General features: G+C 41.6%; 15 protein-coding genes and 1 other RNA gene. 12 read left to right on the forward strand and 4 right to left on the reverse strand.

Annotation, left to right across the window (positions count from 1 at the left end):
* Window positions 1-185: 185 nt before the first annotated feature.
* Both KTE19_RS03300 and recU read right to left on the reverse strand, forming a co-directional pair.
* Window positions 186-2513 (reverse strand): PBP1A family penicillin-binding protein, encoded by a 2328-nt coding sequence (locus KTE19_RS03300; RefSeq protein WP_217341624.1) that lies wholly within the window; start codon window positions 2511-2513, stop codon window positions 186-188.
* An 18-nt stretch (window positions 2514-2531) separates the two neighbouring features.
* Window positions 2532-3131 (reverse strand): Holliday junction resolvase RecU, encoded by a 600-nt coding sequence (recU, locus tag KTE19_RS03305; RefSeq protein WP_217341625.1) that lies wholly within the window; start codon window positions 3129-3131, stop codon window positions 2532-2534.
* A gap of 128 nt (window positions 3132-3259) precedes the next feature.
* Here recU and KTE19_RS03310 point away from each other — a divergent pair, with 128 nt between their 5' ends.
* The 5 genes from KTE19_RS03310 to KTE19_RS03330 all read left to right on the forward strand — a co-directional run bounded on the left by KTE19_RS03310 (window position 3260) and on the right by KTE19_RS03330 (window position 7079).
* Window positions 3260-3832 carry an SLOG family protein gene (locus tag KTE19_RS03310; protein WP_217163015.1) on the forward strand — a complete coding sequence of 191 codons (573 nt, stop codon included), beginning with the start codon at window positions 3260-3262 and terminating at the stop codon, window positions 3830-3832.
* Between the two features lie 57 nt (window positions 3833-3889).
* Entirely contained in the window at window positions 3890-4270 is a 381-nt protein-coding gene (gene gpsB, locus KTE19_RS03315) for a cell division regulator GpsB (RefSeq protein WP_054746637.1), read from the forward strand.
* A gap of 29 nt (window positions 4271-4299) precedes the next feature.
* An RNA gene (rnpB, locus tag KTE19_RS03320) (RNase P RNA component class B) lies at window positions 4300-4673 on the forward strand.
* Window positions 4674-4749: 76 nt separating this feature from the next.
* Window positions 4750-5910 (forward strand): THUMP domain-containing class I SAM-dependent RNA methyltransferase, encoded by a 1161-nt coding sequence (locus KTE19_RS03325; protein WP_217341626.1) that lies wholly within the window; start codon window positions 4750-4752, stop codon window positions 5908-5910.
* A 53-nt stretch (window positions 5911-5963) separates the two neighbouring features.
* Window positions 5964-7079, forward strand: coding sequence for an NAD(P)/FAD-dependent oxidoreductase (locus tag KTE19_RS03330; protein ID WP_217341627.1), 1116 nt, complete (start codon window positions 5964-5966; stop codon window positions 7077-7079).
* On the opposite strand, the gene KTE19_RS03335 is transcribed toward KTE19_RS03330, so the two are convergent.
* Window positions 7069-7464 (reverse strand): ribonuclease HI family protein, encoded by a 396-nt coding sequence (locus tag KTE19_RS03335; protein ID WP_217162964.1) that lies wholly within the window; start codon window positions 7462-7464, stop codon window positions 7069-7071. The genes KTE19_RS03330 and KTE19_RS03335 overlap by 11 nt on opposite strands.
* Before the next feature lie 35 nt (window positions 7465-7499).
* On the opposite strand from KTE19_RS03335, the gene KTE19_RS03340 reads away from it, so the two are divergent.
* The 7 genes from KTE19_RS03340 (at window position 7500) to KTE19_RS03370 (ending at window position 15199) form a co-directional block, all read left to right on the forward strand.
* On the forward strand, window positions 7500-7886 hold the full coding sequence (locus KTE19_RS03340; RefSeq protein ID WP_217162967.1) for an EbsA family protein: 387 nt from the start codon (window positions 7500-7502) through the stop codon (window positions 7884-7886).
* A 55-nt stretch (window positions 7887-7941) separates the two neighbouring features.
* A complete protein-coding gene (locus KTE19_RS03345) occupies window positions 7942-9603 on the forward strand; it encodes a formate--tetrahydrofolate ligase (RefSeq protein WP_217341628.1) in 1662 nt (553 codons plus the stop codon).
* Between the two features lie 13 nt (window positions 9604-9616).
* Window positions 9617-10057: a signal peptidase II gene (gene lspA, locus KTE19_RS03350; protein WP_217162972.1), complete on the forward strand. Its 441-nt coding sequence runs from the start codon at window positions 9617-9619 to the stop codon at window positions 10055-10057.
* Between the two features lie 19 nt (window positions 10058-10076).
* Complete coding sequence (locus KTE19_RS03355; protein WP_217341629.1) at window positions 10077-10985, forward strand: RluA family pseudouridine synthase; 909 nt, start codon at window positions 10077-10079, stop codon at window positions 10983-10985.
* Between the two features lie 84 nt (window positions 10986-11069).
* Window positions 11070-11603, forward strand: a complete 534-nt coding sequence (gene pyrR, locus KTE19_RS03360) for a bifunctional pyr operon transcriptional regulator/uracil phosphoribosyltransferase PyrR (protein ID WP_054746641.1) — start codon at window positions 11070-11072, stop codon at window positions 11601-11603.
* 22 nt (window positions 11604-11625) lie between these two features.
* On the forward strand, window positions 11626-12717 hold the full coding sequence (locus KTE19_RS03365) for a carbamoyl phosphate synthase small subunit (protein WP_217341630.1): 1092 nt from the start codon (window positions 11626-11628) through the stop codon (window positions 12715-12717).
* On the forward strand, window positions 12701-15199 hold the full coding sequence (locus tag KTE19_RS03370) for a carbamoyl phosphate synthase preATP-grasp domain-containing protein (RefSeq protein ID WP_217162977.1): 2499 nt from the start codon (window positions 12701-12703) through the stop codon (window positions 15197-15199). The genes KTE19_RS03365 and KTE19_RS03370 overlap by 17 nt, the downstream gene beginning before the upstream one ends.
* 75 nt (window positions 15200-15274) lie before the next feature.
* On the opposite strand, the gene KTE19_RS03375 is transcribed toward KTE19_RS03370, so the two are convergent.
* Window positions 15275-16984, reverse strand: a complete 1710-nt coding sequence (locus KTE19_RS03375; protein ID WP_217163016.1) for an NFACT RNA binding domain-containing protein — start codon at window positions 16982-16984, stop codon at window positions 15275-15277.
* Window positions 16985-17094 lie beyond the last annotated feature (110 nt).

Below are 17094 nucleotides of genomic sequence, written 5' to 3' on the forward strand. Positions count from 1 at the left end.
GGTCAAAACAAAAAGAGCCCTAATCACAAAGTGATTAGAACTCGAATTTAGTTTCACCAACAACAGTTGACGAAGAGCCTCCAAAAAACAGGAATGGTTGTCCTTTTCATTAGTTGGAACCAATTCGAGCGTATTTAGCCAAAAGAACGCCAAGGCAAACAGCAACTTGGCGTAGACAATCTTCTCTATGGATTGGTTTGATTTCCGTTCGTATCAGTTCCGTTATTATTATCTGGGGTTGTATTGTTATCAGTACTATTGCTGGTATCATTACTACCGTCAGTACTTGAATCTGAAGATGCCGAGGATGAATTGGCATTATCATTTCCAGAGCCATCACCGCTTGGTTCTTGAGTTGTTGGTGTTTCAGACGATTCAGTTGTCCGGTCACTTCGTTCTGAACTTTCGTTACTTCGTGGCTGCGTGACAGTGGTGTTACTTGAATCACTGCCTTGGTCAACAGTGTAGCCGCTGGTTGTTTGACTTGAGCTATTGTCCGCAACCGTGCCCGGATAGCCGGCAACATAATATTCAGTTTGACTGCCACGGGTGGTTGCCACAACATCGTCCGGCTTGGTCCAATCAGTATTTGGTTTATCTTGTGAAATATAACCCATAACTGATTTATAGATCTGCTGGGCAATCGTTGTTTCAGTCGGTGAGATATAGGAGTTGGCTTTAAATTGATGATCGTACCCAGTCCAAATCGCGAGTGAATAATTTTTGGTAAATCCGGAGAACCAAGAATCCATGGACGAATCTGAAGGAACTTGGTTAATGTAGTCGTCAGGGTATTGCGTGGTACCCGTTTTCCCGGCTTCAAATAAACCAGAGACTTTTGCGGCAGTTCCCGATCCATTCGCATCCGTCATAACCCCTTTGAGCATATTTGTGATCATGAACGCGGTGGCGGGGGACATCGCCCGTTTGCCCTGACTGTGATACTTATGAGTAACGCCATTGACTTGGGTTACTTTTCGGATTAGGTAGGGTTTATAATATGTGCCACCGTTTGAGAAAGCCGCATAGGAGGCCGCTAACTGTTCTGATGAGATATACAGGCCAATCCCATTTTGAAGTTCAAGCGGCTTACTGAATGACATTCCCAAACTTTTGAGGAATTTAGTTGCTCGAGGAACCCCAACATTTTCCAAAGTACGGATTGCCGGAATATTCCGCGATTCAACTAATGCTTTTCGCATCGTGATTGTTCCTTGGTATTTATTATCAAAATCCATCACAGATTTGTCAGAGCCGGCATAAGTATATGGGGTATCTTTGACCGGTTGATAAGTTGGATACTTGAGGTACTGGATTGCAGGACCATAATCCATAATTGGCTTGGCAGTTGAACCTGAAGATCGGCCGGTTTGAACGGCTCGGTTTAACCCGAAAGCGACTTTAATTTTTCTACCACCTTGCATGGCAAGAACTTTACCATTGTTGGGATTGACTAAGGTTGCCCCAAGCTGGAATCGATTACTTGGATAAACAATCCCTGAAGAGGTACCATTTGCGACATTGTACAGTTTCTTTTGGGCATTTAAGTCTAAATTCGTGTAAACTTTCAGGCCACTATTTGTTTTGTAGCCTTTATCATGAAGCTCTTCTATTGTTTGTTTGAGATAAGAATCGATATATTTGGACGTTTTTTCAGAAGTTTTGGCTTTGGCATGTGTTTTTGACAGGTTACGCTGAACGCTGACATTTTTCGCATTCTGGGCCTGTTGCTCCGTGATTACTTTATTTTTAACCATTGCATTGAGGACTTCGTTACGTCGTTCAGTCGCGTATTTTGGATATTTATACGGATTATATAGGGTCGGGGACTGCGGCATCCCAGCTAACATGGCAAATTCTGGTAATGTCAGGTGATCAAGAGTCTTATTATAATAGAACTCAGCCGCCGTTTGCATCCCGTAAACTCCATTGCCCATATACACTTTATTAATATAGAATTCTAAGATTTGACTCTTGGAGTAGTGTCGTTCCACTTTAATAGCCAGCCAAGCTTCTTGGGCTTTTCGCTTTAAAGTTCGGTCACTGGCAGCAGTTGAAAAGACTGATAATTTAACTAATTGTTGGGTTAACGTACTACCACCCTGAAGACCCAGGGAAGACCCGGTGACGTTTGAAATGGCAGCTCCCATAATTCTAATCGGGTCGACACCACCATGTTTGTAAAATCGGCGGTCCTCAATTGAAACGACAGCTTGCTTCAGCGTCTTTGGAATCTTCTTGGATTTAACGTAATCCCGGTTTTGACTTCCTAATCTGGAAATCACATGACCATTTGCATCATAAAACTTGGTCGAATTATCACTTGAAAGGGCAGAACGGGTAATCTGTGGGGCACTGGATGCATAAAAAGTAAACAAACCTGCACCGAACAAAATGATCAGGCCGAAGAAAATTAAAAGATACTTTAAAATTCTTTTAAACGGTCCTTTTTTCTTGGTAAACTGGCGTCCGCGTCGACGTTCGGCACGAGACTTAGGACTATTCTGTGACATAGAGTTCTCCTTCGTATCTTAATCAATGATTGAATCAACCGCCCGCAAATAGGGAAGCAGTGGGTTAATTCTGTATGGAACTAAAAAACCGGTTTCTTCGATGACTTTTCTTGGAATGGATTTTCGACCTCCTGAATTTTGGTTATCCCAGTAGTCAATCAGCGTGGTTGCTTTGAGAACAAAGACGGATTGGTCATTCACAAATTTGATGACAGCAAAACAAATACCTTGTTGCTTTAGACATTGTCTCATATGTTCCACTTGATGTTTATGAAAATTCTTTAAAGGAAATGATGTCCGATTCTTGGTCTCTTTGGCATCAAAGTCGATGTAGCGGCCTTTGTAAACGCCGTTATAGTCGGTCGTTGAAGAGCGTCGAAAATAAGCCTCGTTAATTCTGGCGGCACTTCGCTTGGGATAATCCACCGAAACAATTTGAATGGGGGTCGGCTTCTTGTGAATGACCGCAATTCCATTATTCAGGTAATAGGTATTGCTTTTATTAATCTCATCTTCTAGCGTCATTCCTCGATTTGAAAAATCTATGGCGTCGTTGTGTTCATTCGTAGAGGCCGGTTGTTCGTAAAATTGATTGCCATTGGGGTATCTAATAGTCATGAACTGAAAGCTTCCTTTTTGATTGTGAATAGTTACATTGTACTGCAAATTTGGAAAAAATAATCATAATAATGTTATTATATCAAGAGTGGGTATTAATGAAAATAATTTATTGTAAGGGTGATACTTTGAGCCGCTTGTGGATAACTGGCTACCGAAACTATGAATTAGGGATCTTTAAGGACGATGATCCTAAACTAAAAGTAATTGATTCAGTGTTAAAGGCTGAACTGGTTCAAGCAATTATAGATGGAACTGACTGGATTATTTCTGGTGGCCAGCTTGGTGTTGAACAATGGGCGTTAAGAGTTGGAACTGATTTGAAGAAAGATTATCCGGGGGAATTTCAAACCGCGATGATGCTTCCATTTTTGGAATTTGGCAGTAATTGGAACGCGGCTAATCAGGAGAAATTTGCCAAGATTAAAAGTCTCGTAGATTTTTCTGCCGTGGTGAGTCAAAAGCCCTATACTTCGCCAGAACAATTAAGAAATTATCAAGAATTTATGTTAACCCATACAGACCAGGCAATCTTGATATATGATTTAGATAATCCAGGAAAGACCCAATACGATTTCGACAAAATTAAAAAATTTGCTGAGAATCATCCGTATCCGTACAAATTAATCACTTTCGATGATTTGCAGGCGGCTGCAGATGAATATCAAGAAAACTTAAATAATGGTTCCCAAGACAACTAAACTATGATATTATTTTATTGGTTTGTTGCAAATTAAAGATGAGGTGTACCCAATAGTATGGAAAACATTAATTATACTCCGAAAGATATTCTTCAAAAAGAATTTCGACAAAAGATGCGGGGCTATGATCCCAATGATGTCGATAGCTTTTTGGACAATATAATCAAAGATTACGAGGCCTTTAATAAGCAATTGCAAGAATTGAGCGACGAAAATGAACGGCTTAAGGTTCAGGTCGATGAACTGAACAAGCAGATTGCCGTTTCTGGTACTCAACCACTTCCAACTGCTGGTGTCGCGCCAAGTCGGGCTACTACTGCCAGCCAGCCAATGTCCAGCGCAACTAATATGGACATTCTAAAACGTTTATCCAATTTGGAACGGCGAGTATTTGGGTCTCAGTTAGACAATAATGCCAACGATTCCCATAGACTTTAGTTTCAAGTAATTTTATACCAGCTGGTGTAAATCCTGAGTAATTGCGGTCGTATTATTACGGCTGAGGAAAGTCCATTCTCGCACAGGCTGAGATGCCTGTAGTGATCGTGCTCGGTGAAAAAATAAGCCGGGGGACTCTTAATTGAGTTACGGCGGAACAAGCAGCTAAGGCTTTGCTATGCTGTTTGTTCCCTAAGGTGCCACAGTGACGAACAATGTAGGAAACTATATTGATGGAACGCGGTAAACCCCTCGAGCGGGAAACCCAAACTTTGGTAGGGGAGCTTCACACACGGTAAATGAACCAAGTGTGGGGGAGAGGTCCTTGTGACTTCTCAGATAGATGATTACTACTTGCTTTATCGTCCTGGGATAAAGTAAGCACAAAACATGGCTTATAGGGATTTACACCAAACAGGTTGGGTGGGAGCTTGCTCCCACTTTTTTGTTACACAAAACTAGAAATGAGATGAACATCAATGAAATTTAATTTAATTGCAACTTGTGCTGCAGGAATTGAGGCACTGGTTGGTAAAGAACTCCGAGATCTTGGTTACGATGTCCAAGTTGAAAATGGCCGGGCACGATTTGAAGGCACAGAAGAAGATATTATTAAAACCAATTTATGGCTGAGAACGGCTGATAAGATCAAGATTGTGATTGATGAATTTGATGCCCAGACTTTCGACGAGTTGTTTGAACAAACGACTGCCATTGCTTGGGACAAGATGTTGCCGATGGACGCTGCCTTTCCAGTCGAAGGGCGGTCAAAAAACTCCAATCTGCACAGTGTTCCTGACTCACAAGCGATTGTTAAAAAAGCGATTGTCAACGAATTGAGTACCGCTTATCACCGTCACACAAGATTACCAGAAACGGGGGCTGAATTTCCGTTAGAAGTCGCCATTAGCAAAGATCATGTGATGTTAACATTGAACACAACGGGTGCCAGCTTGTTCAAGCGAGGATACCGGGTGGAAAAAGGGGAAGCACCCTTAAAAGAGAATATGGCGGCCGCATTGGTCATGCTGACAAACTGGTACCCAGACGTGCCGTTTTTAGACCCATTCTGCGGTTCTGGGACAATTCCAATCGAAGCTGCACTGGTTGGTCGGAATATTGCTCCTGGCTTTAACAGGGACTTTATATGCGAACAATGGCCATGGATTGATGCAGATATGGTTCAACGCGTCCGCGATGAAGCTGACGCCAAAGCAGATTATGATACCGAACTTGATATTTCTGCCAGCGACATTGACGGCAATATGATCGAAATTTCAAAGCGAAATGCTGAAGAAGTTGGCCTACTAGATGATATTCAGTTCAAACAGTTGGCGGTTGCTGATTTCAAAACAGATAAGGTAAATGGTGTGATTGTCGGCAATCCCCCTTATGGTCAACGAATGAGTGATGCAACTCGGGCTCACGAACTTTACCGACAAATGGGCAAGACGTTTAAACCTTTAACAAGTTGGTCAAAATATTTTCTAACTTCCGACTTGGAATTCGAAAAATATTATGGTCAAAAAGCAACTAAGCGCAGAAAGTTGTACAACGGTTCTATTAGAACGGACTATTTCCAATTCTGGGGAAAGAAAGTTCGTGATTTAAGCAGTTTAAGCAGTTTTAAAGAAAAATAATCCAATTAATATGTTAAAATAAGAACGACTCGGTTGGAAGAAGTGATTTGTTTTTGAAACAGATAGCGATAATTGGTGGCGGGATCATTGGCGCGACTGCGGCATTTTATTTAACGAGGCTAACAGGAGCTGACTCTGTTCAAGTGACGTTATTTGATGATGGTGAGGGTCAGGCAACCAAAGCGGCTTCGGGAATCATTTCACCGTGGTTGTCCAAACGGCGTAATAAACGTTGGTATGCTTTGGCAAAACGTGGGGCTGAATTGATCCCTGAACTTGTCCATGATGCGCAACTCGGATCAGAGGTTTATGAGCAAACGGGAACAATCGTGACCAGAAAGTCCTCTGAGGATCTAAAAGCCCTGTATACTGAGGCGAAAGAAAAAGCAGCCATCACTCCTGCAATGGGAGAAGTCCAGCTGCTTTCGGCGATCCAAGTAGGTGAAAGGCTGCCATTCTTAACGACTGCACCCGAGGGCGTCTTTGTGAGCGGCGGGGCAAAGATTGATGGCGCACAATTTGTCAATCAGCTCTTAGATAATGCTCAAGCACATCACCTCAAAATCGTGCATGGTCGAGCGAAATTCAATTCAAACGGTCTGATCACTTGTGATTCCAAGCAAGACAGCTTTGATCGGACGATTGTCGCGACCGGTGCTTGGATGAAAGCGACGTTGGCGCCGTTCGGATTAAACCTAGCAGTTCGGCCTCAAAAGGGTCAGCTGATTGAGATCTCAGTCCATACCAAGGAAGCTTGGGATACACTGCCGGTGATGATGCCCGAAGGAAGCAGTGACATTATTCCCTTCGCCGGTGGAAAATTAGTGATTGGCGCAACTCATGAGGATGATCAACAGTTTGATCTGACACCAACAAAAACCGCTCGTGACGAACTCTTGGCAAATGCTGGGGCCTTTATCAGTAGTCTGGCCAAAGAGCAGGTAGTCGATATACGGGTTGGAACTCGAGCTTACACCCCTGATTTTGGTCCATTCTTCGGTCAATTGCCCACCAATCCGGCGATTGCTGTCGGTGGTGGTTTGGGGTCATCAGGACTAACAACTGGCCCGATCATCGGTTATCTATTGGCCAAATCTGTTTTGGGTGAATTGGACGAAGACCTTAGCTGCTATACTAAACCGGTAAGTGCCTATCTGACTAATCTTTAATTGCATGTAAAGCTTGTTGTGCCAGAAAGTGGGCCCCGTGATTTTGGCTGTCGGGAATCCATGTGTTAACAACGGTTGTAAATTTTGACTGGAGATCGATCAGGTGATCAACCTCTGTTTGAAAATGTTTGGCATAACTCTTGTTGAGGCTGTCAATGACGATCTTGCTATCAGTGTAGTAAAAAACGAATTCATTTGGGTCTTGATTTAAAGTAGCCAGTTTTTCAAAAGCCTTAATTGCGGCAATAAATTCGGCCTCATGATTATTTGTAGAGGTAATTCGTTGTTTGAATTGAATTTGTTGGCCATCGTGGAGGATTAAAATCCCAATGGCGGCATGCTGGTTATTCTGGTTGACTGCTGCATCACTATATATTTTATACATTATTAATGACTAACACTTTCTAAGGAGTTTTATTAATGATAACTCAAAAACGACACTTCTTTTACCAACCAAGTCCACTCGGAAGCATTATTTGTTGGAGCTGGACGTTTGTCATTTTCTTTATTGGGGTCATTATCTGGTTGGAAATCACTCATTTTCAATGGATAACGCTATTTTTCTTTGTCTTATTTGCATTTACTGCCTGGGCAGAAATTCATTTTCGGAGTATCCAGATTTATGATCACCAATTGGTTGTGAGCCGGATTACGAATCCGCATTGGTTGGTGATCGATTTGGATAAAATCTCACATGTCCAAACTTCAAAGTATCAACTAGGGTTCGTTGCCAAGACAAAGATTTATAGTTTTATTTTACCCGCAAACTCTGTGATTGAAATAAAAGAATTAATTACCCATTGGTAGACGTCCACAATGTTGTGTATTGTTCTGTGAAATAGCTTAGGAGGCCGTTATCATTATGAAGAGCGATGTTGAAATTTCTCAAGAGTCATCTATGGAACCAATCACCAAAATTGCTGGTAAACTTGGTATTACTGAAGATCAGCTGGAACAATATGGTCATTATAAAGCAAAAGTTCATTTCGATCCTAAAACAGAACGAAATGATGGTAAATTAATTTTAGTCACCTCGATTAATCCAACCGCTGCTGGAGAAGGAAAAACAACAGTGACAATCGGACTTGGCGATGCCTTTACAGAATTACATAAAAAGGTTGCCCTTGCGTTACGAGAGCCTTCGCTAGGCCCAGTTATGGGTATGAAAGGCGGTGCAACCGGGGGTGGCTACGCTCAGGTTGTCCCAATGGATGACATTAACCTGCATTTTACGGGGGATTTTGACGCCCTAACTGAGGCCCACAACACTTTGGCTGCCTTAATTGACAATCATATTCAGCACGGGAATCAATTAAATATTGATCCTCGCCAAATCACTTGGAAACGGGTCTTGGATGTTAATGATCGCGAGCTCCGTCAGGTGGTTGTCGGCTTGGGTGGTCGAACTTCTGGCGTCCCTCGGCAAGATGGTTTTGATATTACGGTTGCCAGTGAGTTGATGGCAATTTTATGCCTGGCAACTGATTTGACTGATCTCAAAAAGCGAATTGGAAAAATGTTAATTGGATATACATATGACCGCAAGCCAGTGTTAGTTTCCGATTTACATGTTCAGGGCGCATTGACGTTGTTACTAAAAGATGCCATTAAACCAAACTTAGTTCAGACAATTGAGCATACGCCAGCGTTTATTCACGGTGGCCCATTTGCCAATATTGCCCATGGCTGTAACAGCATTTTGGCTACCCAAGCCGCTTTGCACTTTGGGGATTATGCAATTACGGAAGCTGGATTTGGTTCAGATCTTGGCGGCGAAAAGTTCATGGATATTGTTTCACCAAAACTTAAAAAGTCGCCAGATTGCGTTGTAGTGGTTGCAACCGTTCGGGCACTTAAGCTTAATGGCGGTGCGAACAAAAATGACCTAAACGAAGAAAACTTAGCTGCATTAAAGGCAGGGGCCGTTAATCTCAAACGTCACGTAGAGAATATGGAACAATACGGTAAACCAGTTATCGTGGCAATTAACAAATTTGTCAGTGATAGTGACGCTGAAATTGATTTCTTAAAGCGTTACGTGGCTGATACATTGAAGGTTAAGGGCGAAGTCATCACTAGCTGGGCAGACGGTGGTAAAGGCGCTATCGATTTGGCCAAACAAGTGATTACAGCTTGCGATCAGCCGGCAGAATTTAAGCCTTTGTATACGAGTGACGACTATCTCCTGTACAAAATGAAAGCCATTGTGACCCATGTGTATGGCGGCGCTGATGTTGAGCTATCAACTAAAGCCCGAAATGCCCTTAAGCGGATTGAAAAAATGGGTTATGGTGACCTGCCTGTTTGCATGGCTAAAACTCAATATTCGTTAACTGACAATGCCAAACAGCTGGGTGCCCCAACAAACTTCACAATTCACGTTTCAGATTTACAGTTAAAATTAGGGGCTGGCTTTATTGTGGCAATTACTGGTAAAATATTAACAATGCCAGGGTTACCAAGTCATCCAGCTGCCCTTGACATGGACATTGATGAAAACGGTCGAATTACTGGACTGTTCTAAAGGAGTTTTTAAATTGCCTGTCGTATATATTATCGGAATTGCTTTGCTAGTTGGGGTTGACCAATTTGTTAAGCACTGGGTTGTAGTGAGCTTAGCACTGGGACAGTCGTTTACGCTTATCCCTGGTGTGATTTCACTAACCCGGATTAATAATACCGGTGCTGCTTGGAGCATTTTGGCAGGCCACCAGGAAGTGTTTATCATCATCGCATTGTTAGCTGTGGTGATCATCGGCTACTTCTTGGTTCATTATTGGAAAAATGTGCCTTATCGCATCGGCTTAAGTCTCTTATTTGCGGGGACTGCCGGTAATGTCATCGATAGAATTTTAAATGGTCATGTTGTTGATATGTTTCAACTGGATTTTATTAACTTTCCGATCTTCAACTGTGCAGATATGTTCTTGACGTTTGGAATCATTATTTTAGGAATTGCGATCTTGCGGGAACAATAAATTGAGGATTGATAATAAGTTGAAAACAGTTGTATTAACCGAACATACCGGGCGACTTGATAAAGTGGTTTCAGAGATTGATACCACAATTAGTCGCTCTCGGGCAAAAAAATTAATTGAAGATGGTCACATCAAGGTCAATGGGCAACTTAAGAAGCCTAAATACCATGCAGAAGTGGGTGACCAAATTGACATTGAGGATATTGAACCCACACCAATCAGCTTGGAACCAGAAAACATTCCCTTGGATATCATTTACGAAGATGATGATGTCATTGTCGTCAATAAACCCCAAGGAATGGTCGTTCATCCATCAGCGGGTCATCCCAACCACACACTAGTCAACGCACTACTGTTTCATAGTCCATTATCAACGATTAACGGGGAGTTTCGCCCCGGAATCGTTCACCGAATTGATAAGGACACCTCAGGTTTGTTAATGGTCGCCAAAAACGACGCAGCTCATCAAGCGTTATCGGAACAATTAAAGAAACAAAAAAATTTGAGAAAGTACATTGCGTTAGTTCACGGTCGGATTGATGAAAATTCCGGGGTTGTCAATGCTCCAATTGGCCGCTCTGTTAAAGATCGTAAAAAACAGGCAGTTGTTGCTGATGGGCGACCTGCGATTACCCATTTTAAGGTGCTCGAGCGTTTTCAAGATTACACATTAATCAGTTGTCAACTTGAGACTGGTCGAACTCACCAGATTAGAGTCCATATGAAATATATTGGCCATCCAATTGCCGGCGACCCACTTTATGGCCCCCGAAAGACCCTCAAGGGGAATGGTCAGTTCTTACATGCTCAGGAATTGGGATTTGAGCACCCGGTGACGGACAAGTTAATGGTCTTTTCAGCCCCGATTCCAACGATTTTTGAGAAAACTTTGGCTCATTTACGGCTGAATAATGCGTTGAATTCTTGACAAGTTGGCTCAGCTCTCATATTCTGAAACTAACATGCTTTTTCGGTTTATAAAACCTTACACTAATTTAAGGAGCACTTGATGATGGGAAAAATTATTTTAGACAAAATGGCGATGCAACGTGCTTTAACCCGGATCACATATGAAATTGTTGAAAAAAACAAGGGTGTTGAAGACCTCGTCCTCATTGGGATCAAAACGCGGGGGATTTTTCTCGCCAATCGCATTGCCGACCGGCTGCAACAATTAGAAAATGTCACCATTCCAGTAGGTGAACTCGATATCACGAATTATCGGGACGATATTGAACACGATTCAATGAGTATCGACGTCAAAATGTCCAATAATAAGATTGATTTTTCAATTGAAGGCAAGCGGGTGATTCTAGTCGATGATGTTTTATACACAGGCAGAACCGTTCGAGCTGCTCTTTCGGCTGTTATGGACCTTGGCAGGCCTAAGAGCATTAATCTCGCAGTTTTAGTCGACCGCGGTCATCGTGAATTGCCAATTCGCGCCGACTTTGTGGGTAAAAACATTCCAAGTTCACAAAAAGAGCAAATCAAAGTATACGTATCGGAAATTGATGATAAAGATGCTGTTGAACTCATCAAATGATACTTAGTAATGGGGAGTCAGCATGACGCAAAGATATTTGATATTAGAAGATGGATCTGCGTACCCTGGTAAGGCATTCGGTTCATTAGCGACAACAACTGGAGAACTGGTTGCCAATTCAACGATGAATGGCTACCAGGAAATCATCTCCAACCAAATTTACCACAACCAAATAATTGTTTTTACCCAATCATCAATTGGCAATACCGGACTCGACCAAAACGCGTACGAGTCCATTTTGCCATCTGCTAAAGGCGTGATTGTTCGTGAATATGAGAATCTGGCAACTGACCACTTTAAGCGAATTTCGTTGGATCGTTATTTGAAACAGCATAAGATTCCCGGTATTTATGATGTAGATACCCGTGAACTTCGTCACCGACTCCAGAAATACGGTAATATGAAAGCCAGCATTGTTGACGTGGCAGATGATCATGCATTCGATCAGCTGCATGCCACTGTTTTAACGAATCAACAAGTCGCCCAGGTTGCAACACCGAAACCTTATCCCAATCCTGATGAGGGGGATAACGTTGTTGTGGTTGACTTTGGCCTCAAAAGTGGAATTTTGCGTGAACTATCCCGCAGAAATTGCAACGTAACGGTTGTGCCTTGGAATGCATCCAGTGAGATGATCCTTGACTTAGATCCAGATGGGATTGTTTTATCAACTGGCCCTGGGGCACCGTCGAATTTGCCACAGTCCGTTCTAAAGATGATTGAAGAAGTTCAAAGCCAAGCGCCGTTATTTGCTATTGGGTTGGGTCATGAATTATTCGCTTTGGCGAACGATGCCAGTGTTTACCAACTTAGAGTTGAGCATCACGGGGCCAACCATCCAATTCGTGAAATTATCACAAATGAAATCTTTTATTCCGGTCAGGAACAAGGATATGCGGTTGATCCCAAGTCAATTGATCACGCAAAATTATTTATTACCCACATTGATTTAGTTAATGGTACGGTTCAGGGGCTTCGTCACCGTGATTTTCCGGCCTTTTCAGTTCAATTTTCACCTGATGGGGCACCGGGACCTAAAGATAGTGTTGGCTTGTTTGATGACTTCACGGAAATAATGGAAAGAAGAAGGGTCGACAATGGCAATAGTTTTTAATAAAGTCCTATTACTAGGTGGTGGCCCAACAAGTATTGGTCACGAAAATGAGCTCGATGCGGCCGCTTTTGAGCGATTAATTGCCCTGCGAAAAACGGGTGCTCAAATTATTTATGTCGATGATAATCCGTTCTCGGTCACTAGTGAAGAAATTCAGCCTGCCAACGTTTATGTTCAGCAGGTCAATTTCAAAAATGTTGTGAACATTATTGAGAAGGAACAGCCGGATGCAATTATGGCCACGACGGGTGGGTTAAATGCGATGCAAATTGCCTGGCAGTTGTCAGAAAGTGGCGTGTTAAGTGCCAATAACGTGACATTGCTTGGCATTAAGCCAGCAGATTTGCGTAAAGTCATCGATAATCAGAAATTACGAGATTTGCTGACCGAAATCAGTGAGAAAGTGATTGCTTCCAAAATTGTCGCTGACGATAGTGAAGCAATGGATTTTGTCCGCGAAGTCGGCTTCCCAGTTATTGTAAAGCCAATTTCAGCTAGCCATGATACCAGCCGGTTCATTTGTAACAATACCGATGAACTAGAAGATGCCCTAGACGTGAGCTTTAAACGAACTTATATTAAACGCTGTTCGATTGAACAAAGTATTGTTGGTTATAAAGAAATTGAAATGGTTGGTGTTCGGGATACCAACGGAAATAAAATGTTGATTACTGGTTTGGAAGACATGGATCCAATTGGAATTCATTCTGGTGATTCAATCATTTTTGCCCCAACCCAGACATTAATTAACGAAGAATATCAAGCACTGCGAACAGCTACTTTTCGAATTATGGATGCGCTTAATGTGACGGGAACTTGTCATGTCCAATTTGCCCAGAGTAGAACGGATTCAAATTATTTTGTCACCAAAGTTAGCCCTTTCTTTACTCGGAATACTTTGTTGGCAGCTAAGGCAACCGGTTATCCATTAACCTACGTTTCAAGCTTTTTGGAATTAGGCTATACTTTCACAGAGATTAAACTGCCTACGAAATATAGCAAATATCTTCCATTCATGGAACCAACGATGGATCACGTACTGGTTAGAATTCCTCTCTGGCCATTTAGGGATATCAATGACGTTGATCAACATCTCAATACCCTAATGAAATCGGTAGGGTCGACAATCGGGGTTGGCAGAACCGTTGAGGAAGCGATTATCAAGTCCATGCATAGCTCCCAGTTTTCACCAAGGGATATTCTTCCGAGTGTGTCTAAAGTTGATGACGATGATGTGATCAATCAATTAATTCACCCGTTGGCCAGCAGAATATTGATCTTAATGGAAGCACTAAGAAGAGGCTTCTCAATTGACGAGTTATCTGAACTGACCCGAATTGATCGTTTTTATTTCTATAAGCTCAATCAATTATTACGGGCTCAGGACTATGTGATTAATAACCCAATGTCGCCGCATTCGGTTCAGGTTGGTCACAAATACGGTTTTGGTGATGGTATGCTAGCCGAGCTATGGAATGTAAACATTTCTGAAATCACTCGAATGAATCGAAATACCAAGCAACCAGTGACTTATAAAGAAATCGAACCAAGTGCTGGGGAATTCATAGAAGCAACCAATATTTTTTACAGCAGCTATGAACTTGAAAATGAAAGTCAACCATTTTCCGGCAAAACAGCCTTAGTAATTGGCAGAGGTGGCAACCAGTTGGGACCCAATTCTGCAGCTGATTATTATACGACTCAAATCCTTATATCGCTTAAAAAAGCCGGTTACAAAACAATCATTATGAATACCAATCCCAATGCAGTTTCACTTACGCCTCAGTTGAGTGACAAGCAATACATTGAGCCGATCCAATTGGGAAACATTTTGAATATTATTAATGTTGATCAGCCTGACGTGGTTTTCCTACCAGGAAATCGGCATTATCTTTCAAAACAGTTAAAACAGTTCACTGGCTTAAATATGGTCGTTTTGCCGCCAGATCAAAAGGTTGCCATATACAAAGAACAAGAAGCGACAGCGGCAGTTGATCTGTTCATTCAGGACGACGAAATTATTCCTGTCACGACGCTTTCGTTTTTCAACCATAACAATCGGATGGATCTCCATCATATTAATGATTATCAAGAACCCATGAGTCACTGGGAAACTGATGAACAGTCATTGATTAAGCAGGCGATTAGTTCAGTGGATCCAACTGAATGGCAGGGCCTCGTACAAGTATTATTTGATCAATCAGGATCTGAGTACACATGCACAGGGATTCGGCCCGTTCGAATTACTGAAACAGCTTTTTTAACTAAGACGACAGGGGTTAACTGGATTAATGTATTGGTTCGAAAATATCTTGGGCTGCTTGATATGGCATCTTTGAGGGAACAGTTACGACCGGCTGAGCATAAGCGTTATTCAATTATGACTGCCAAGTTCCCATTTAAAGAACTCCAGTCTAATCGTCAAGAGGGAACCACGAAACAGGAGGTTGGCGCATCTTTATCATTTAAAAATTTTGAATAGTCAATCAATTGTATATAGCAAATAGTGGCTGAACCAGACAATTTCCATCTGGTTCAGCCACTATGTTATCCTGAATTATTTTCTAAGTTTATTAACGATGTCTTCTGAAGGATCAATGAATAACGTTTGCTGACTATCATAAATAACGAAGCCGGGTTTTGCGCCATTCGGCTTTCTAATATGCTTAACCTTTGTATAATCGACAGGAACCTTAGCTGAGTCACGAGCTTTTGAGAAATACGCTGCTAAATTGGCAGCCTCGGTCAAGGTTTGCTCGGATGGATTAAAGCTTCGGACAATCACATGAGAGCCGGGAATATTCTTCGTATGAAGCCATGTTTCCCGTTTGTCAGCAGTATGCATGGTCAAACGTTCGTTTTGGAGATTATTTTTCCCGACGAGAATTTCGGTACCATCAGTTGAAACAAATTCCTCTGGTTTGTTAATCTTTGGGCGCTTGGCTTTTTTCTTCTTACCATGTTGTTCATGATCCCGAAGATAGTGGCCCTGTTCTAATTCGTAGCGAATGTCTACTAAGTCTTCTGGTTTAGCCAGTTCAATCTGAGACTGAATATTTTCAAAATAATCAATTTCTTGTTGCGTTAACTTAATCTGTTCGTTCAAATATTTAACAGCATTCTTTAATTTTTGATACTTTTTAAAATAACGCTGGGCATTTTCTGAAGGAGACAATTGATTCGAAAGGCTGATTGAGATCATGGCGTTGTTGTCATAATAGTTGGGAAGCTCAATTGTTTGCATTCCCCGTTGGATTTTGTTGAGATACGTCGTTAAGATTTCACCTTTAATTTTGAACGCATCTGCATTCTCAGTTTCAGCCATATCCCGAGTTAATCGTTTAAGTTTCGTTCGATTTTTTTTGAGCTGTTTTTTAACGACTTGAATTAAAACGGCCCCTTGTTCACGAACTCGATCCCGTTGCGCTTTTTCTGCGTAATAGGCATCCAATAATTCGCTAAGCGTCGAATAAAAAGTATTTTTTGCTGTATCTGGATACGGAAATGCGGTAAAATTAAGCTTGTTATTAGCAATATTGCTCAACGTCGGCTTTGACTCATCAAATTGACTAAAAAAGTTCTTGAAATTAGTTTCCGTTTGATCGGATTTGTGCAAATAACTTGCTAGTGCCAAGGATGTGTCTTTACCCAATCCCTGAATCATTTTTCGAACATTATCTGCGAGAACCTGAATATTTGGAAATTCTTCAATTAGTTGATCAATATCAGTAAAGCTTGTCTTTGTAAATGGATTTTGTACGTCTTGCTTTGGTGGATTAATGTAAGTAGCTCCTGGTAACAAAATCCGATACCGGTTCACATCTGAACCAACATGCTTAATAGCATCGATGACCTTGCTGGTTTTTTGATCAACTAAAATAATGTTACTGTGTCTGGCCATAATTTCGACATTTAAACACAGTTCGGTTTGATCCCCGAGTTCATTTCTTGAGGTGAACAGAAATTTGAGGACCCGATCGTTGTCTAATTGCTGAACATCGGTCAAAATTGCACCACTCAGATGTTTTCTCATAATCATCGTAAAATTACTTGGAACACTTGGGTTTGAATAGGGAATTTTAGTTAATTGAACCCGTGCATAGGTTGGATTAGCAGACAGCAATAATTGTTGATTTTTACTTTGGGCACGAATTGTTAATATTAATTCATTTGGATAGGGTTGATTTATTTTACTTACCCTTCCAGTCTTCAAAATTGAAGCTAATTCGTTTCTCATGGAATGGGTAAAAGAACCATCAAATGACATCTTATCACTCACTTTCATATAGGTAGCATCTATTAGTATAGCGCACTTCACGCCTTGATGCGAAGCCTGTTGTTCATTTGTAAGTCATAATTATTTAGCGTATACTATTT

This window comes from Lentilactobacillus dabitei, from assembly GCF_019061365.1.
GTDB classification, from domain to species: domain Bacteria; phylum Bacillota; class Bacilli; order Lactobacillales; family Lactobacillaceae; genus Lentilactobacillus; species Lentilactobacillus dabitei.